We start from the raw sequence: 19,232 nt of genomic DNA, 5'->3' as shown, positions 1-19,232 counted from the left end.
ACCGGTTGGTCGCCCCCTGTTGCGGCCACCCGGTTTGGCTTAGCCTTCCGCCGGGGGGACCAAAAGTCTCCGAGCCGTGTGCGGGAGGGGGCGCCGATGACCAGCACAGCACCGGCCGCCCGCCGCGACGTCGGTCGGTCGGCTGACGGGGGAGGTCGATGACCTCCGGTCCGGCCGACGACGACCCGTTCGATCGGCTCGGGGTGCGTGGCACACCGGGCCGGCTGCTGGTGCTCACCGCCGCTGTCACGCTGACCGCCCTGGCCGCCGCCGCGGTCGGGTTGACCCTTCCGGTCCGGCTGCCGGCCGAGGACCCCCTCGGCGGTCCGGCCCGCTTCGGCATCGCCGTCGCCGTCCTGGCCCTCGCCCAGCTCGCCCGCCTGCGGTTCCGCTCGGCCGCCGGCATGGTCAGCATCACCTGGGGCGAGGCGGCGCTGATCGTCTGCCTCTACCTGACTCCAGCCGGCTGGCTCCCGTCCGCCACGCTGCTCGGCACCGGGCTGGCCTGGACGATGCTGTCACTGCACAACGACCGCCGTCCGGCCCTCGAGATCGTCCGGATCGCCGCGTCGCTGGCCGCCGCGTCCGCGCTGGCCGTCTCCGTGACGACCGCGCTCGGTCGTCCGCTGCTCTCTCCGCCCACCCCGATGCTGGCGCTGGCCGTGATCGCCGGTTCGGTGACGTACCTCCTGGTGACCGCCTGGCTGGGCGGGGTGACGCTGGGTCTGCGGCACGGGCTGCCGATCGGGCCACCGCTGCTCGCCGCGCTGCGTGGCAAGCTGCTGATGTTCGTCGGCAACGTGGCGGTCGGCCTCGTGGTGGTCGCGCTTCTGGAAATCGACCCGCGCTGGTTGCTGTTGCTGCCGCCGCTGCTGTGGCTACTGCAGCAGACCTACCGTTACCGGCTGCGCTCCGATCAGGAGCGCCGCACCTGGCGTGCCTTCGCCGAGGCCACCGCGGCCCTCAACCAGCTCGACGAGCGGGGCGTGGCCAGCGCGGCGGTCACCGGGGCGCTGACGCTGTTCAACGCCGAACTGGTGGACGTCGACGTGGCGCGGGCCGACGGGCGCTGGCACCGCTACCGGGGCGACGCCAGCGGTCAGCTGGTCGACCGGGAGACCGGCCCACCGGCCCAGTCGGAGCTGGACGAGCACGAGCTGAGCCGGGCACTGTCGGTCGGCGCCGCGCCGGTCGGTCGGTTGCGGGTGCGGTTCCCCCGCTCGGCCCCGCCCTCGGCCCGGGAACGCGACGCGGTGGCCGCGTTCGGTGACGCGCTCGCCGCCGCGCTGCACGACGCCGCGACCCACCACGAGCTGCGGCTGGTGACCGCCCGTTCGTCGTACGAGGCGGTGCACGACCCGCTCACCGGATTGGCCAACCGGGCGGCGATGCTGAGCAAGGGCGACCAGTCGCTGCGACAGCTCAGCCACGATCACCCGGTGGCGCTGCTGCTGCTGGACATCAACCAGTTCAAGGAAGTCAACGACACCCTCGGCCACGCGGCGGGTGACCAGCTGCTGCGGCTGACCGCGAACCGACTCAACGCGTTGGTCCGCGCCGGCGACCTGCTCGGCCGACTCGGTGGCGACGAGTTCGCACTGCTGCTCACGGCGGTCCCGGTGCTCGGCGACCGGGCCGCCCCGATGGCCCACGCGCTGCGCCAGGCCCGCGAGATCGCCGAGCGGCTGGCCGCGCCGACCGAGGTGGCCGGCGTACGGATGTCCATCGAGGTCTCGGTCGGCGTGGTGGTGGCCGCCGCCGGCACCGCGGACCTGACCGAGCTGCTGCGCCGGGCCGACATCGCGATGTACCAGGCCAAGGAGGGCGGTGGCAACGTCGCCGCGTACGACGCCGCCCGCGACGCGGCCAGCACCGACCAACTCGCCCTGCTGGCCGAGCTGCGTGAGGCGTTGAAGGTCGACGATCAACTGGTGCTGGCGCTGCAGCCGGCGGTCGACCTGGCCACGGGAGCGCCCACCGGGGTGGAGGCGCTGATCCGCTGGCAGCACCCCCGGCGTGGGTGGCTGAACCCGGCCGACTTCATCCGGCCGGTGGAGAACAGCGAGCAACTCGGCACCTTCACCCGCTACGTGTTGGACAAGGCGCTCGGCGTGGCCGCCAGCTGGGCCCGGGAGGGGTTGGACGTCCCGATCTCGGTCAACCTCTCGGCGCGCAGCCTGCTCGACCCCCGGCTACCTGTGGAGATCGCCGACGCGTTGCGCCGCCACCAGGTGCCGCCGCACCGGCTCGTCCTGGAGATCACCGAGACGGTGGTGATGAGCGAGCTGGAGGTCATCGACGAGGTGCTGGCGACGCTCCGGTCGATGGGCGTGCAACTCGCGGTCGACGATTTCGGCACCGGCTTCTCGTCGCTGACCTTCCTCACCCGGATCGCTGTGGACGAGCTGAAGGTGGACCGCTCCTTCGTCATCCGGATGGCCGACTCGCCGGAGGCCGCCGCGATCGTCCGGACGACCGTGGGCCTCGCTCACGAGCTGGGGCTGCGGGTGGTCGCCGAAGGGGTGGAAACCGCCGAGCAGCGGATGGCCCTGGCCGAGCTGGGTTGCACCTCCGCGCAGGGCTACCACTTCTTCAAGCCGATGCCAGCGGACAAGATCGGGGCGGTGCTGGGGTCCCTGCGCGACTCGGCGGAGTCGAACGTGTTCCGGCTCCGCGCCGACGGCGCGTCCTGAGGAGCTGGAATCAGGGGTTAACAGGTTCTGCGTAGCGGAGTACGCTTGCAGAACCGGACACTGAGGGGTAAGTTTCTCGCAGTAAGCAGGGCTGTTGGTTTGGCCAGGGTTTGCGCTCACTGCGCTCTGCCCGGACAAAGCAGTGCCCCGGGCGGCATGCAGAGCAGAGGCGGACCCGGGGCTTACGCGTCCCACCCTACCACGTCACCCCTCGCAGGTAACCGCGTTCGGACGGAGTGATTGAGCATGAGCGCCGACGACCTGCCGGACTGGATCCGCCGGGCATTCTCCGTCCCGCGGCTGAACCCGTACCTGACCGAGAGCGGGCAGGCCGCAGACAAAGCGGTGGGGCTCTATTGGTGGAATATCGAGGTGTCCGCCGCCTTCTATGGGCCGCTGCACTGCCTCGAAGTCGCGCTCAGAAACGCGTTGCATGACCAACTCTGCCGGAGATTCGGCCGATCGGACTGGTGGGCGGCAGCGTCGGTTCCCCTGACTGATCACGGCATCCGCCTGGTGACCGAGGCCACGCTCAAGTGCCGACGCAGGGGCCTGACGCCGCCGTCTGCCGACGATGTCGTCGCCGAACTGAGCTTCGGATTCTGGGTGTCCCTGCTCAGCAACCGCCGTGGTTCGTCCTATGACCGCCTGCTCTGGGTCCCGACGCTGCACCTGGCGTTTCCGCACTACTCCGGCCGGAGGGCTGAACTGCACGAGGCCTTCGAGACAATGCGTTTGCTGCGAAACAGGATCATGCACTACGAGCCCATCCACCATCGTGACCTGTCTGCTGACCACCGAAAGCTCTATCTCCTGTTGGGCAGGATGGATCCGGTCCTGGCGAAGGAGATTCGAGGGCTCGATCGAGTCGAGACCGTCCTTGCGCGGCGCGGAGAAGTGCGTTCGCGGGCAGCGCGGCCAGGCTTCTGAGGCCCGCGTGGACGCCTCGGGGGCAGGTCTCGTTTCCCGCTCTGACATCGCACGTCTCGCGGGGGTGGAGCGTCCGGCCGTTACCAACTGGGAGCGTCGGTACGCCGACTTTCCGACGCCCGTCGAGACGGCGGACGGGCAACTGTTCCAACGAGACGAGGTGGCCGCCTGGCTTGCCCGGCGTCCGATTCCGACGAAGTCGCTGCGAGATGACGAACTGCCGGGCGCTACGTATGGAAGCCGTCTGAACCCGGGCGCACAAGCCGGGGCGCAGAGGGATGGTCCAGTGTCGGCGCAAGGTCGACGATTGGTGAGGGAGGCGGCCGATCTGACGGCGGACCTGCACCGATCGGCGACGCGTGACGGTGTTTACTGGCACGTCGTTCTGGCACTTGTGTTCCTGCGCCGTGAACGTCCGCTGGCATGGCGGGATCTCGTAGTCTCGCTGAACGAGTCATCCCGGCCGACTGATCGGCTCGCTGACACATTCGCCGACACCGGCCTCGTCGAGTCAGCGCGGGTCGCCAGGCGGCTGGCAGACGTGCAGCCGGCCGTTTGGCACGCCCTGGGTCGCGCAATCCACATCCTTGACGGCGTCGGCGTGGAGTCGTCCGATCTCATCGGCATCTTCGACCACGCGCTCGACCAGCTCGGCGACGGTATGAGCGGTCAGTTCTTCACGCCTCGATCAGTCGCCCGGCTGATTGCGGAGCTGGTCGGCCCGATAACGGCCGGGTCGCGTTGTCTCGATCCGTTCTCCCGCGCGGGGGAACTTCTCGTCGAGGTCGCTGTGGCAAGCGGTGGCTCACCACCACTCGTCGTGCGGGCGTCGCACCCCGAGTCGACTCTTGTGGAACTGGCGGAGATGAACCTCGTCATGCACGGCGCGGGGGCAACGGTGTCGAAGTCGGAGCTGGGTTCGCTGGCCATGGCAGCGATGGACCGATTCGACATCGTCGTATCGAATCCACCCTTCGGCCTTCTATCCGACGCTGAAGTGGGCGGGATGCGCCGGCGATACGGACCTTCCCGCCGGAAAGAGTTCAACTGGCTCCAACTGGCAGTCGAGTCGCTTGACGAGAACGGGCGGGGCGCCGTGATCATGCCCAATGGCGCCGCCTCGACCCTTGCTCCCCGGGAGCGCGAGATTCGGCGAGGGCTTGTCGAGGACGGTGCACTTGCCGCCGTGGTGGCTCTGCCAACGCAACTCTTCGGCGGGACGTCGATCGGGGTAGCCCTGTGGCTGGTCCGACGCCCGTCGAGGCGGCGCGAGGATGTGCTGTTCATCGATGCGCAGACGTTGGGCGGCATGTCCACCCGAACCCGCCGGCAGTTGGCGCCGCACGACATCGAGGAAGTGTCGCAGGAGTATCGACGATGGCTGTCGGTCGGCCGGACCGACCGGAAGTTCGTCCCGCGCGTGGGGTTCAGCGCCACAGCCACGGCCACTGCCATCGCCGATCAAAACTACTCGTTGTTTCCGCCAAGCTATGTGCAGCCTGAGTCAGTCGCGACGGGCCACCCTTCCGACGCGGACTTCTCGGAGCTGACAAGCGAGTTGATCCAGTTGACAAACGTTGCGAGAGGGATAGACGCCGACGTGCACGAGATGCTCAGGGGGCTTGGCCAACGATGAGCCTGCTGGATGCCGTTCCCCGAGGCTGGGCAGAGTCGAGTCTGGGGAAGATTGCCGATATTCGGTCAGGGCCTTCGGGGGCGGCGGTGCGGCAGCAAGATCGGAGCGAAGACGGCGTGGGCATGATTGCGCCCAAGGACGTTCGGGACGGGCGGGTCCACACGGATGCCGTCAGTCGGGTCCGTGCTGACGTGGCGGCCACTCTCGCGCCCTATACCGTTGTCGTGGACGACATCCTTGTTACCCGAACCGGCACAGTCGGGCGACTCGCTTGGGTTCCGGCAAGCTGTGACGGCTGGCTCTTCTCGACCGGCCTGATGAGAGTGCGCCCGTACCAGGTGATGTCGCGGTATCTCGCCTACTACCTAGCGCTGCCCGAGGCACAGGAGTGGGTGCGGCGGCGAGCCCAGGGTACGGCTGTGCCCTCGATCAGCACTGCGGTTCTCGCCGGGCTGCCGGTCATGCTTCCGCCTCACCAGGATCAGCAGGAGATTGCTGCTGCTTTGGCATTGCTGGACGAGCAGGTCGAAGTCCACGACGCACTGAGCCGGTTGGCGGGTAGGACCCGGGATCGGCTGGCCGGGATGCTGATGCGAGGTGAAAGACCCGGGCGACTCGTGCTTCCTGGGTAACTTGTCGTGCCCGTCGCAGTGAGGCTGGCTATGGTCGTCAGGTGAACCGACTCGTCGACGCCACCAGCCCGTACCTGCTCCAGCACGCCGACAACCCGGTCGACTGGTGGCCCTGGTCGGACGAGGCGTTCGCCGAGGCGAAGCGGCGGGACGTTCCGGTGCTCATCTCGGTGGGCTACGCGGCCTGCCACTGGTGCCACGTGATGGCGCACGAGTCGTTTGAGAACGCGCAGGTCGGCGCCCTGATGAACGACAACTTCGTGTCGATCAAGGTGGATCGTGAGGAGCGTCCCGACGTGGACGCGGTCTACATGACCGCCACCCAGGCGATGACCGGCCAGGGCGGTTGGCCGATGACCGTCTTCGCCACCCCGGACGGCACCCCGTTCTTCTGCGGCACCTACTTCCCGCGACCCAACTTCGTCCAGTTGCTCCAGTCGGTCGCCACCGCCTGGCGGGAGCAGCGTGAGGCGGTCCTGGGCCAGGGTGCCGCCGTGGTCGAGGCGATCGGCGGCGCGCAGGCCGTGGGCGGCCCCACCGCCCCGCTGGACGCCCCGCTGCTCGACGCGGCGGCCGCCAAGCTGGCCAGCGAGTACGACGCGACGAACGGCGGGTTCGGTGGCGCCCCGAAGTTTCCGCCGCACATGAACCTGCTCTTCCTGCTGCGCCACCACCAGCGCACCGGCGACCCGGGCGGCCTGGAGATCACCCGGCACACCGCCGAGGCGATGGCCCGGGGCGGCATCTACGACCAGCTCGCGGGCGGCTTCGCCAGGTACTCGGTGGACGCGCACTGGACGGTGCCGCACTTCGAGAAGATGCTCTACGACAACGCGCTGCTGCTGCGGGTCTACACCCAGCTGTGGCGGCTCACCGGCGACCCGCTGGCCCGCCGGGTGGCCCGGGACACCGCCCGGTTCCTCGCCGACGAGCTGCACCGGCCGGGGCAGGGGTTCGCGTCCGCACTGGACGCCGACACCGACGGCGTCGAGGGGCTCACCTACGCCTGGACGCCCGCCCAACTCGTCGAGGCGTTGGGCGAGGAGGACGGCCGGTTCGCCGCCGACCTGTTCACCGTCACCGACGAGGGCACCTTCGAGCACGGCATGAGCGTGCTGCGGCTGGCCCGGGACGTGGACGACGCCGCGCCCGAGGTGCGGGCCCGCTGGCAGCAGGTGGTCGGACGGCTGCTCGCCGCCCGGGACACCCGCCCGCAGCCGGCGCTCGACGACAAGGTGGTGGCGGCCTGGAACGGCCTGGCGATCACCGCCCTCGCCGAGTTCCAGCAGGTCGCCGCCGTGCACTTGTCCCCGCAGGACGAGGACGCCAACCTGATGGACGGCGTCACCATCGTCGCCGACGGGGCGATGCGCCAGGCCGCCGAGCACCTGGCCACCGTGCACCTGGTCGACGGCCGGCTGCGCCGGGTCTCCCGGAATGGCAAGGTCGGCGAGCCGGCCGGTGTCCTGGAGGACTACGGCTGCGTGGCCGAGGCATTCTGCGCGCTGCACCAGCTCACCGGCGAGGGCCGCTGGCTCGCCCTGGCCGGCGAACTGCTGGACACCGCCCTGGCGCACTTCGCCGCGCCCGGTGGCGCCTTCTACGACACCGCCGACGACGCGGAGCGGCTCGTCGCCCGCCCGGCCGACCCGACCGACAACGCCACCCCGTCCGGCCGGTCCGCGTTGATCGCCGGGCTGGTGGCGTACTCGGCGCTGACCGGCGAGACGCGCTACCGGGAGGCCGCCGAGGCGGCCCTCGGCACTGTCGCGCCGATCGTCGGGAAGCACCCCCGCTTCACCGGGTACGCGGCCATGGTCGGCGAGGCGTTGCTCTCCGGGCCGTACGAGATCGCCGTGGCCACCGACGACCCGGCCGGCGACCCCCTGGTCGCCGCCGCTCACCGGCACGCCCCGCCCGGAGCGGTGGTCGTCGCCGGGCGTCCGGACCAGCCGGGTGTGCCGCTGCTCGCCGACCGTCCGCTGGTCCAGGGGCGGTCCGCCGCGTACGTCTGCCGGGGTTTCGTCTGCCAGCGGCCGGTCACCTCGGTCGAGGACCTGGTAGCCGAGCTGGGCTGAACCGGACGGACACGCCGGGTAGTCGCCCGCGCCGCCCGTCGGGTGGTCCCGCCAGCTCTTCCGAGGCGGGTCGCCGGCCCTCCCGGTGGGCCCGTCGGGGGCCCGGATAGGCTGGCCGCGCTATGGATTCCCGTACCGGTCTGCCAGTTGTCGGCATGGTGGGTGGCGGCCAGTTGGCCCGCATGACCCACCAGGCCGCGATCGCCCTCGGCCAGTCACTGCGTGTGCTCGCGACCGCCCCCGACGACGGCGCGGCGCTGGTCGCCACCGACGTCCAGTACGGCGACCACACCGACCTGGCCGCCCTGCGCACCTTCGCCAAGGGCTGCGACGTCGTCACCTTCGACCACGAGCAGGTGCCCTCCGAGCACATCCGCACGCTGGCGGCGGAAGGGGTGCCCCTGTACCCGCCGGCGGACGCGCTGCTGCACGCCCAGGACAAGCAGGTCATGCGGGAACGCCTGACCGAGCTGGGTGCACCCAACCCGTCCTGGTCGCCGGTCGCGGAGCCCGCTGACCTCGTCGGCTTCGGCGAGCAGGTCGGCTGGCCGGTGGTGCTCAAGGCGGCCCGGGGTGGCTACGACGGCCGGGGCGTCTGGATGGTCGACGACGCGGCCCAGGCCACCGAGCTGGCAACCACGCTGCTCGCTGGCGGCACCCGGCTGATCGTCGAGGAACGGGTGCCGCTGCGACGGGAGTTGGCCGTGCAGGTGGCCCGTTCGCCGTTCGGTCAGGTGGCCGCGTACCCGGTGGTCGAGACGGTGCAGCGCGACGGCATCAACGTGGAGGTGCTGGCCCCGGCGCCCGGCCTGGACGAGGAGTTGGCGGTCTCCGCTCAGCAGCTCGCCATCGACCTGGCCACCGCGCTCGGGGTGATCGGCCTGCTGGCAGTGGAGCTGTTCGAGGTGCGCGACGACGCCGGCCGGCCCGCGATCGTGGTCAACGAGCTGGCGATGCGCCCGCACAACTCCGGGCACTGGACCATCGAGGGCGCCCGGACTTCGCAGTTCGAGCAGCACCTGCGGGCCGTGCTGGACTACCCGATGGGTGACACCGCGTTGACCGCCCCGGTGGTGGTGTCGGCGAACGTGCTCGGCGGTGAGCCGGGCGGAATGTCGATCGACGAGCGGTTGCACCACCTCTTCGCGGCCGAGCCCGGTGCCAAGGTGCACCTGTACGGCAAGCAGGTGCGACCTGGCCGCAAGATCGGGCACGTCACGGTGCTCGGGGACGACCTGGACGACCTGCGGGCACGGGCCGCACGGGCTGCGCGCTGGCTGCGCGAGGGCCACGAGTGAGCCACGGTTTCGGGAACGACGAGAGGGCCGCAGTGAGCACGGTTGGCTTGATCATGGGTAGCGACTCGGACTGGCCGACCATGCGGGCCGCCGCCGAGGTGTTGGACGACTTCGGCGTGGCGTACGAGGTGCGGGTGATCTCGGCGCACCGGACTCCGGTCGCGATGATCGAGTACGGGCGCGACGCCGCCGACCGGGGCCTCAAGGTGATCATCGCGGGGGCCGGGGGTGCCGCCGCGCTGCCCGGCATGGTCGCCTCGGTGACGCCGCTGCCGGTGATCGGTGTGCCGGTGCCGTTGAAGCACCTCGACGGCATGGACTCGCTGCTGTCCATCGTGCAGATGCCGGCCGGGATCCCGGTCGCCACCGTGTCGATCGGCAACGCCCGCAACGCCGGCCTGCTCGCCGTACGGATCCTCGGTGCCGGCGACGAGGATCTGCGCGCCAAGATGACGACCTACCAGCAGGACCTGGAAAAGCTGGTAGCGGAAAAGGAAACCGCCCTAAAGGCGACCCTGCGCTAGCTGCCCCGCCCCCACCCCACCCGCGATCTTGCACTTTCGGTCGCCGCTTCGCGGCTTTCGCCCCTTGTGTCGCGACAGAAAGTGCAAGATCGCGCGCGGCAAACGCTTGGGTCCGCGGCAATCCCCGCGCCCACTCACCGTCCCCACTCAGGCACGCCGCCGGGACCCTCCGGTCTATCTCATGCCGCGGAGCGCGGTCTGTAGGCGTTCCTGGGCGCGGCGTCGGCGCTCGTTGCTCGCGCCGAGCACCAGCAGCAGGATGCCCACCGGGATCAGCGCCAGCCACGGGCCGAGACTGAACAGGGCGTGGATCGCGGTGATCGCGGTGACCGACGCGCCGACGATCACCGGTGCCTGCTGTCGACTGGACGAGCCGAAGATCAGTACCGCGACGGCGCCGAGCAGCAGCAGCATCTGCCGCATCGTGCTGGACTCGGTGGCCACCACGATGGCCAGCGTTGGCACGAAGGCCGCGACCAGCGCCGGCCCGTACGCCACCCAACTGCTCATGTCCGGTCGGTGACGCAGCTCCAGGACTCCGACGAGGAGGGCCAGCGCGGCGAACGGCAGCGTGTACGCCTCGGGCAGCGCCACGTCGGCGACTCGCATCAGGATCCACCACGCGGTGATCTCGCAGACCACCACCGCCCAGAACAGGATCCGGCGTTCCACCGGCCGGCGGCCGGGTCGGGTCGCCGCCACTCCGAGGACGGCGCCCCAGGCGGCCAGCAGGGCGGCGATGTGTCGGGGCGAGTCGAAGGCGAGGGCCAACGCGATGAGCGCGGCAGCGTACCCGGTCCACTCGACAGTGGAGGCTTCCCGCTGCGCCTCGGGGCGGCGCAGCCGGGGCAGGGTCGCGGCGAGCACCTGTAGGACCGCGCCGACGGCCAGCACCCCGAACGCGGACCAGACCGCGGCCAGGCCGGCGACCAGGCCGGCGGTGAGCACGAAGAGCTGCGCCATGAGTGAGGCGAAGAGCCAGCCGAGGATGCGCGCCCGCTGGGTGGTGCCGAACAGCGCCGCCACCGCGCCCACCCCGACCGCGCTGCCGAGGGTGAGCACTGTCATCTGCCGGTCGGCCAGGCTGCCGGCGAGTCCGGCGCTGCCGCCGGCCAGACCGATGGCGAACACCAGCACCCGGGCCAGCCGCAGCGAGCGGGCCCGCTCGACCAGCGGCGGCGGTGGCGTCAGTGCGAGACCGAGCATCGCGATGGTGAAGACGGCGAGCGCGGCGAAGGTGCTGGCGGGCCAGCCCTGGCCCAGCGCGATGGGTGCGATCAGCAGCGTGACGGCTGCCCCGGGCAGCACCACCGGCACGGCCCGGGACCGGCGGCCGCCGGTGAACCCGGTGGCGGCCAGCGCGGCGGTCGCGGTGAGCAGCAGCGCCGTCAGCACGTGGGTCGGGTTGACCACGTCCGGCGGTGGGGTGAGCAGTTCCGGCGGCGGGCCCTGCCAGATCCGGGTCAGTGTGCGGTGCGGCTCGACCAGGGCGGTGACCAGCGCGGGTGCGATCGAGGCGAGTGCCAGGGCGGTCGGAAGGGCCGCCGCGGCCAACGCACCCGCCGCGGGGTCGACCCGCCACCGTCGTCGCTCCGGGTCGTCGGGCAGCCGCCGGAGGGCGCCGTCGAGTCGTACCGCCCAGCGTCGGACCGGCTGGGCGGCGCCGGTGGGCGGCACGGTGGCCGCGCGGATCAGCTCGGCCAGCACGCCGAGCAGGGCGGCGGCGGCCGCGTAGACGCCGGCGGCGAGGCCGGTGGGGATGGCGGCGAGGGCGCTGATGGTGGCCCCGCCGACCACCGCCACGCTGACCCAGGGCAGATATTGCGGGACCTGCCGGCGGACCGCGGCCACGGCGGCCAGGCCGAGGCTGGTCGCGGCAAGCGCGGCGGTCAGCACCACCTGCGCAGAGTGTTCGAACTCGGCGGCCAGTGCCGCTACCGCACCGGGGAGGGCCAGCAGGGCGGCGCCGATCGCCGCGCCGCCGATCTGCGCCAGGTGCGGCGGCAATCCCTCGGTGTCGATGTCGGCGACCTGTGGGCCGGCGAGGACACGGGCCAGCGTGGCCACCACCACGCCGATCAGAGCGATGCTGCCGAGCGCCAGGGCCGTGGTCCACGGGCGGACCAGTCCGGCTCCGGCGGCGTGCAGCGCGACGACCCCGGCCACTGTGGCCCGGGACAGCCCGGCGCGCGCCTCCTCCGTGGCCGCCGCGGCCATGCCGAACACGGTGGCGACCATCCCGCCGACCAGAACCGGCGACCACCAGGCCAGGTCGAACGCGGCCGGAGCGCCGATCGTGGCGAGCACCACCGCCACGCCGGACACGTCCCAGCGCCAGGGCGGCGGGAGCAGGATGCCGGCGGCGAGGGCCAACAGCGCAAGCGCGACCGGCGCCTGCCAGGTGGCACCGCCGACTGGGGCGGCCGGCCAGTCGCTCAGGTCGCCCCTCCAGATCGGGCCGGGGGTGGCCAGTACGCCGACGCCACCGCGCACCGCCGACCAGCCGGCGAGTACGCCGATCAGGACACCGCCGACGGTGAGGCCGAGGATCGGCCCGCGTCGCCACTCCTCCGGCATGCTGCGGGCGCCCACGGCGACCACCAGGAGCAGGGCGGCGGCCACCGCCAGCTGCCCGCCCGGGGCGAGCACCGCACCGATCCGTACCAGCGTGGCGATCAGGGCGGTGGTGACCGCCGCGGCGGCCAGGTCCGAGCCGTCGAGGGTGAGGTCGGCTCGACGGCCGGCGTCGATGGAGGGGGCCAGGAAGAGCAGCACCGCCGCGACCAGCAGGAGCGCGCCGACCCAGGCGTCGGCGACCGTCGCGCCGGGCGCCCCGAACGCGGCGGCGGTGACCAGCAGCGCGCCCAGCCCGGTGCCGACCGACAGCGGCGCGGGGATGTGGCGCTGGGAGACCTGCACGACGGCGGCGTAGCCGAGGGTCACGCAGACCGCCAGGAAGCTGGCAGCCAGGACCGGGACGGTCACCTCGCGGAGGCTCGCCGGGGTGAGGGTCGAGTCGCTCGGCATGGTGGCTGCCACGAACGCGGCCACCGCCCCGGGCAGCGCGAACGCGGCGCCACCGGCGGCCCAGGCGGTGACCGTGTCGGAGGCGGCCGAGGCGATCCGGATCCGGGGCGCCAGCGCGACAAGCGTGCCGGCCACGAACAGGGTGATCAGGACCGCGGCCGTGAGGGTGGGGCTGGACAGGCTGGCACCCGCTCCGAACAGGCCGACCACGGCCGCCCCGATGGCGTGCGCCACCGCGGCTCGGTCGGTGCGGGCGGAGAGCCCGATCACCCCGATGCCGATCGCGGTGACGACCATCGGCCAGGGTGCCGTCGTCCAGCCGAGACCGAACGAGGCCGGGACGGCGAGCGCGGTCAGCGCCGCGCCGGCGACCGCGAACTCCCGGCGGATCTCGGCGGGCAGGGCCAGCACCGCCGCGATGGTGAGCAGGAATGCGGCACCCGCGAGTTGCCAGGTGGTGGGCCCGACCGCGGCGGCCAACTCGCCCGGGTACCGGCTGAGGTCGGGGTCCCAGGCGGGCAGTGCCGCCCGGACCGGTGGCACCCCGGCGCGTAGCGCGCCGCCGGCGACCACCAGACCACTGACGGTCAGCGCCACCGCGGAGGCGATCTGTGGGCCACGTCGGGCCGCCTCCGGGACCGCGCGGACCGCCAGCCCGGTCACCGTGATGACCGCCGCGATCAGTAGCAGCGCCCGGCCGGGGAGTGCCACCGAGGCGATTCGGCTGAGCGCGCCGATCACGGCCAGGGTGACGATGCCGGCCGCGACGTCGGGCAGCGGCGGGCGACGCAGCACCAGCGCGCCGGCCAGCCCGATCACGGCGGCCAACACCAGCACCACCCCGGCGCCCGTCGCGGTCGGCACGGTCTCGGCCCGCAGCAGGGCGGTGACCGCGTACGCCAGCGAGACGGCGACCGCCAGCGCGTGCAGCAACCAGGTCAGCTCACGCAGACCGGGCACCGGCCGGGTCGGCAGCGGCTCGGCGGAGCCCGCGCTGGCGTCGATCAGCTCGGCGGCCTCCTCCTGGTCGCCCTCGGGGCGGCTCTCGGCGTCGCGTTGGCGGGGCGCCGACGGCGTGCCCGGCGACGGCAGGTCCTGCCGGGCGGGGCGCTCGACGGTCACGCCGGAGCGGGCCAGGCCGAGGTTGACGAGGGCGACCAGGGCCAGCACCAGAGCCCAGCCGCCCGGACCGGTGATCTGGTCGTACGCCAGCAGAGGCAGCACCGGCTGCGCGGCGAGCACTGTGGCGAAGCGGGGCGCGCGCAGACCCGTCCAACCGGCGTACCCGAATGCGACGGCTGCGGTGACCGCGAAGATCACCCCGGCGAAGACCGTGGCGGAGCCGCCGCCGGCGCCGATCCGGTCCACCGCCCAGAGGGCGTTGCCGGCGAGCGGCACCAGTAGCAGGCCGACGGCCGCGATGGTCTCGGCGGTCGAGGTGAGCCCGCGTCGGGCCAGTGCCGGTGGGGCGAGCAGCATCAGCACGGTGGCCAGGAGCAGGATGCCCAGCCGGGCCAGCGCGTCCATCGAACTGGTGGCCACCGCGGCGAAGACCACCGCTGCCACTCCGAGCAGCAGCGCGCCCAGCCCGAGCGGGATGTTCTGCACCTCGCGGGAGGATGCCTCAGGCGGGTGCTCCGGGTCGTCCACGTCCAACCAGGCGGCCCGGGGCGGGGGCGGCGGATCCTCCGGGGCGGGCGAAGTGCCCTGGCGGGGCACCCGTGGCGGCGCCCCCATGGTGGCGGTCGGTGGCCGCCGGCCGGGGCGGCGGCGGAGCACCCGGCGTGGCCGGGTGGCCTGCTTGATCCGCTCCTCGCCGGCGTGGGCGAGGATGTCCCGCTGGAAGAGCGCGGCCTGCATCTTGGCGGCGATCTGCCGCTGCTCGCGCGCGATGGCGGCGTCGCGCGCCTTCATCTCCGCGATCGAACGCTCAATATCGGCCAGGTGTTCGACCCACTGTGGTTGATCTGCCCCACAGTGCGGGCATCGGACGGCCGGCTTGATCTCCCGGCCGCACGAGGAGCATTGAAAGGTCGCCACGACACCCCTCCACCCGCACTGTGGACTCCCACTGTCGCAGCATGCCCAAAGCTGGCGCGGATTTCGACTCTTGTCGGCGGGTCCCGGGCAAACAACGACACCGGCCGGCCATCGAGACGCTCGATGACCGGCCGGTGGGCGTCGGTTTCGTCAGGGGCGACCCATGCCCCGGTACTCCCAGCCCGCCTGCGTCCACAGTGCCGGGTCGAGGCAGTTGCGGCCGTCGACGACCTTGCGGCCCTTGACCAACTCGCCGAGGGCGACCGGATCGGCGTTGCGGAAGTCGGCCCACTCGGTGAGGACGCAGACCAGGTCGGCGTCGCTGACCGCCTCGTTGATGCTGCTCTCGTAGGTCAACTCGGGAACCGCGCGGCGGGCGTTCTCGGTGCCCTGCGGGTCGTACACGTGCACGTCGGCGCCGGCCTTCTGCAGCAGCGCGGCGACGGCGAGCGCCGGAGCGTCGCGGACGTCGTCGGTGTTGGGCTTGAAGGTGGCACCGAGCACGGCGATCCGGGTACCGGAGAAGTCCGGGCCGGCCGGGCCGGAGCGGCGGCCGAGCAGGTCCGCGGCGAGCTGGAGCACCCGGGTACGCCGGCGCAGGTTGATCAGGTCGACCTCGTGCAGGAAGCGCAGCGCCTCGCCGGCGCCCAACTCCTGGGCGCGCGCCTGGAAGGCCCGGATGTCCTTGGGCAGGCAGGCGCCTCCGAAGCCGAGGCCGGCCTGGAGGAACCTGTTGCCGATCCGCGGGTCGTAGCCGATGGCGCGGGCCAGCTGGGTGACGTCGCCACCGGAAGCCTCGCAGACCTCGGCCATCGCGTTGATGAAAGAGATCTTGGTGGCCAGGAAGGCGTTCGCGGCGACCTTGACCAGCTCGGCGGTGGCGAAGTCGGTGACCACCAGGGGCACCTCGCGGTCCTCGGTGGCGGCCAGGTCGAACACGCCCTTGTGCGCGGCGTAGAGCATGCCGTTGGCCCACTCGCTCTTGACGCCGACCACGATCCGGTTGGGCCGCAGGACGTCGTCGACGGCGAAGCCCTCCTGGAGGAACTCGGGGCTCCACGCCACCTCGACGTCCAGGTCGTGGGGGGTGTGCTTGCCGACGAGCTGCTCGACCCACTCGGCGGTGCCGACCGGCACGGTGGACTTGCCGACGATCAGCGCCTTGCGGGTCAGGTGCTGGGCGAGGCTGGTGACCGACGCCTCGACGTACGACAGGTCGGCGCCCATGCCGTCGGCCCGCTGAGGGGTGCCGACGCAGATGAAGTGCACGTCACCGAACTCGGCGGTCTCGGCGATGTCGGTGCTGAACCGGAGCCGGCCGGCGGCGAGGTTGCGCCGGAGCAGCTCGTCCAGGCCGGGCTCGTGGATCGGCACCTGGCCCGCGTTCAGCATCGCGATCTTGTCGGCGTCGACGTCGAACCCGAGGACCTCGTACCCCAGCTCCGCGTAGCAGATGGCGTACGTCGCACCGAGGTAACCAGTCCCGAGGAACGTCACCCGCGGCCGGGGTGCACCCGAGGGCGGGGTCACCGCGGCGATGACGGGGGTCGGCTGGATGGTGGGGTAGGGGATCGTCACGCCTGTCTTCTCCGCTCGCGCTGGCGTCGCGTCGTCGCGTCGCATTCTGCTGCGGCACCTGGGCGGGGCACCGGAGGGTCGCTCACTGTCTCGGTCTTCATCATCGTCGAGCGCGTCAGGTGCACCATATTGCCCATGCCTACGCGCCGGTAACATCACCTGAACTGCAGTCGCTAGTCTTCAGTCTGCGCGGTCGGCGGTCAGGAGTCGTCACAGACTGCGCATGATAGCGGTGAAGGGGAGGGCCGAGATGGCCGCAGGGGAGTCGTTCGACGTCTACCGGTTGCCTGATGAGCACCAGGCGATCCGGGAAGCGGTGCGTGAGGTCTGTGCCGCGAAGGTGGCTCCGCACGCCGCGGAGGCCGACGAGACCGGGGAGTTCCCCAAGGCGTCCTACGACGCGCTGCGGGCGGCCGACTTCCACGCCCCGCACATCCCCGAGGAGTACGGCGGCGCGGGCGCGGACGCGCTGGCCACCGCCATCGTGATCGAGGAGGTGGCCCGTGCCTGCGCATCTTCCTCGCTGATCCCGGCGGTGAACAAACTTGGCACGATGCCACTGTTGTTGTCCGGTTCCGCCGACCTCAAGAGTCGGTACCTGACGCCGGTCGCGGCCGGTGACGCGATGTTCTCGTACTGCCTCTCCGAGCCGGAGGCTGGCAGCGACGCGGCGTCGATGACCACCAGGGCGGTACGTGACGGGGATCACTGGGTGCTCAACGGTGTGAAGCGGTGGATCACGAACGCCGGCGTGTCCGAGTTCTACACCGTTTTCGCCGTTACCGACCCGTCCGCCCGGTCCCGGGGCATCTCGGCCTTTGTCGTCGAGAAGTCCGACCCCGGAGTGAGCTTCGGCGCGCCGGAGAAGAAGCTCGGCATCAAGGGCTCGCCCACCCGCGAGGTCTACCTCGACAACGTGCGGATCCCCGCCGACCGCATGATCGGCGCGGAGGGCACCGGCTTCGCGACCGCGATGAAGACCCTGGACCACACCCGGGTCACCATCGCCGCGCAGGCCGTCGGGATCGCGCAGGGCGCGCTCGACTACGCGAAGGGGTACGTGGCCGAGCGTCGGCAGTTCGGCAAGGCGGTCGCCGAGTTCCAGGGGATCCAGTTCATGCTCGCCGACATGGGCATGAAGCTCGAGGCGGCCCGGCAGCTCACGTACGCGGCTGCCGGCAAGTCGGAGCGCGGCGACGCGGATCTCACCTACTTCGGCGCGGCGGCGAAGTGCTTCGCCTCCGACGCAGCCATGGAGATCACCACCGACGCGGTGCAGCTGCTCGGTGGCTACGGCTACACGCGGGACTACCCCGTCGAGCGGATGATGCGGGACGCCAAGATCACCCAGATCTACGAGGGCACCAACCAGGTGCAGCGGATCGTGATGGCGCGGGAGCTCCTGAAGGGCTGATCCGGGTCCGTTGGCAGCTCATGGCAGGTGCGGGTAGGGCATACCCCACCTGCCATCTTCCCGCTCACCGGCTGTCGGCCAGGGCGGGCAACTTCATAGGGTCACAGGGCAGTCACCGAACAGGTTTCCTGTCCGTTCCGGAGGTTGTCCCGTGAGCCGTTCCATCAAGGACCCGCCCGTCGAGAGCCGAGCGTCGTCGGGGACGCTGTCCCGGATCGTCGACGTCGACGCGTTGCGCGCCGTGGCGCTGCTCTTCATCCTGGTCGTCAACATCGCCTTCTTCGCCTCCGGCTATCCCTTCCAGCTGGTTCCGGATCCCGCACACGACTCGTGGGGCGACCAAGCGGTCCTGTGGCTGGTCGAGCTGCTCTTCACGATGAAGGCGTACCTGCTCTTCTCCTTCCTGTTCGGCTACAGCTTCACGCTCCAACTCGATTCCGCCGCGCGGCGCGGCGTCGACATCGCCCCACGGTTCCGGCGACGGCTGGCCGGGCTCTTCGTGCTCGGCATCCTCCACGCGGTGCTGCTGTTCCAGGGCGACATCCTGGCCACGTACGCGTTGCTCGGTCTGGTCCTGCTCGCTATGCGGAAAGTCCGCGTCGGGACCGCGCTGCGCGTCGCCGTGCTGCTGACCGGCGTGATCGGCTTCGTCCTCGCGCTCGCCGCCACGAGCGGAACCCAGCTGGTCACCGATCCGGCGTCGGCGCTGGCGGCGGGACAGCGGTCCACCGAGGCACTCCAGGGTGGGATCGGCACACTGATCACTGAGCACGTACGCCAGCTGCCGGCGATGTTCGGCACGCTCCTCGTGCAGGGGCCGCTCGCTCTCTCGGCCTTCCTCTTCGGTTACGCGGCCGGGCGGCGCCGGCTGCTCACCGACGTCGCCGGGAACCGGCAGCTCCTGCGCCGGGTGCAGCAGTTGGGCTATCCGGTCGGCCTGGCCGGCGCGGTGGTCTTCGCCTCGGGCGGGGGCACCGCCAACCTGACCGGGCTGACGGCGGGCGTGCTCACCGCACCGCTGCTCGCGGCCGCGTACGCCGCCACAGTGCTCCAGTTCTTTCAGACCAACCGGGGGCGGCGGGTCGTCGCCGTACTCGCGCCGGCCGGCCGGATGTCCCTGTCGAACTACCTGGGTCAGTCGCTGCTCTGCGTGCTGGTCTTCACAGGCGTCGGGCTGGGCCTCGCCGGTGCCGTCGCGCCCGCTGTCGTCGTCCTCATCGCGGTCGCGATCTACTGTGTGCAGCTCGCCGCGAGCGCGGCGTGGATGGCCCGCTTCCGGTACGGGCCGATGGAGTGGCTGTTGCGGGCCTGGACCGAGCAGCGGTGGCCACGGCTGCGGGCCACGGACCCGGCATAGGTCGCTGGACCGCACGTCCGGTGCT

11 protein-coding genes are annotated in these 19,232 nt (G+C 71.6%); 9 read left to right on the top strand and 2 right to left on the bottom strand.

Features of this window, described 5'->3' with window-relative positions; all coding sequences use genetic code 11:
* The first annotated feature begins 158 nt into the window (after positions 1–158).
* The 7 genes from KBX71_RS11445 to purE all read left to right on the top strand — a co-directional run bounded on the left by KBX71_RS11445 (position 159) and on the right by purE (position 9,791).
* Positions 159–2,693, top strand: a complete 2,535-nt coding sequence (locus KBX71_RS11445; protein ID WP_210817917.1) for a bifunctional diguanylate cyclase/phosphodiesterase — start codon at positions 159–161, stop codon at positions 2,691–2,693.
* A 246-nt stretch (positions 2,694–2,939) separates the two neighbouring features.
* A complete protein-coding gene (locus KBX71_RS11440) occupies positions 2,940–3,623 on the top strand; it encodes a hypothetical protein (RefSeq protein ID WP_210817916.1) in 684 nt (227 codons plus the stop codon).
* A 310-nt stretch (positions 3,624–3,933) separates the two neighbouring features.
* Positions 3,934–5,259: a class I SAM-dependent DNA methyltransferase gene (locus tag KBX71_RS11435; protein ID WP_210817915.1), complete on the top strand. Its 1,326-nt coding sequence runs from the start codon at positions 3,934–3,936 to the stop codon at positions 5,257–5,259.
* Positions 5,256–5,891: a restriction endonuclease subunit S gene (locus KBX71_RS11430; RefSeq protein WP_210817914.1), complete on the top strand. Its 636-nt coding sequence runs from the start codon at positions 5,256–5,258 to the stop codon at positions 5,889–5,891. Before KBX71_RS11435 ends, KBX71_RS11430 begins: the two co-directional genes overlap by 4 nt.
* Before the next feature lie 41 nt (positions 5,892–5,932).
* Positions 5,933–7,969, top strand: coding sequence for a thioredoxin domain-containing protein (locus KBX71_RS11425; protein WP_210817913.1), 2,037 nt, complete (start codon positions 5,933–5,935; stop codon positions 7,967–7,969).
* Positions 7,970–8,091: 122 nt separating this feature from the next.
* Positions 8,092–9,267: a 5-(carboxyamino)imidazole ribonucleotide synthase gene (locus KBX71_RS11420; RefSeq protein WP_210817912.1), complete on the top strand. Its 1,176-nt coding sequence runs from the start codon at positions 8,092–8,094 to the stop codon at positions 9,265–9,267.
* Positions 9,268–9,299: 32 nt separating this feature from the next.
* Positions 9,300–9,791, top strand: a complete 492-nt coding sequence (gene purE / locus KBX71_RS11415) for a 5-(carboxyamino)imidazole ribonucleotide mutase (RefSeq protein ID WP_210817911.1) — start codon at positions 9,300–9,302, stop codon at positions 9,789–9,791.
* Between the two features lie 174 nt (positions 9,792–9,965).
* Here purE and KBX71_RS11410 read toward each other — a convergent pair whose 3' ends face one another.
* On the bottom strand, positions 9,966–14,858 hold the full coding sequence (locus KBX71_RS11410) for an SCO7613 C-terminal domain-containing membrane protein (protein ID WP_210817910.1): 4,893 nt from the start codon (positions 14,856–14,858) through the stop codon (positions 9,966–9,968).
* A 150-nt stretch (positions 14,859–15,008) separates the two neighbouring features.
* Entirely contained in the window at positions 15,009–16,436 is a 1,428-nt protein-coding gene (locus KBX71_RS11405; protein WP_210817909.1) for a UDP-glucose/GDP-mannose dehydrogenase family protein, read from the bottom strand.
* 250 nt (positions 16,437–16,686) lie between these two features.
* On the opposite strand from KBX71_RS11405, the gene KBX71_RS11400 reads away from it, so the two are divergent.
* Both KBX71_RS11400 and KBX71_RS11395 read left to right on the top strand, forming a co-directional pair.
* Positions 16,687–17,850 (top strand): acyl-CoA dehydrogenase family protein, encoded by a 1,164-nt coding sequence (locus KBX71_RS11400; RefSeq protein ID WP_210817908.1) that lies wholly within the window; start codon positions 16,687–16,689, stop codon positions 17,848–17,850.
* A gap of 151 nt (positions 17,851–18,001) precedes the next feature.
* Positions 18,002–19,207, top strand: coding sequence for a DUF418 domain-containing protein (locus KBX71_RS11395; RefSeq protein WP_210817907.1), 1,206 nt, complete (start codon positions 18,002–18,004; stop codon positions 19,205–19,207).
* Positions 19,208–19,232: the final 25 nt, after the last annotated feature.

The sequence above is a fragment of the Micromonospora sp. D93 genome (genome assembly GCF_018070365.1).
Taxonomy (GTDB): Bacteria; Actinomycetota; Actinomycetes; order Mycobacteriales; family Micromonosporaceae; genus Micromonospora; species Micromonospora ureilytica.
This window is presented reverse-complemented; position numbering and strand designations above follow the sequence as displayed.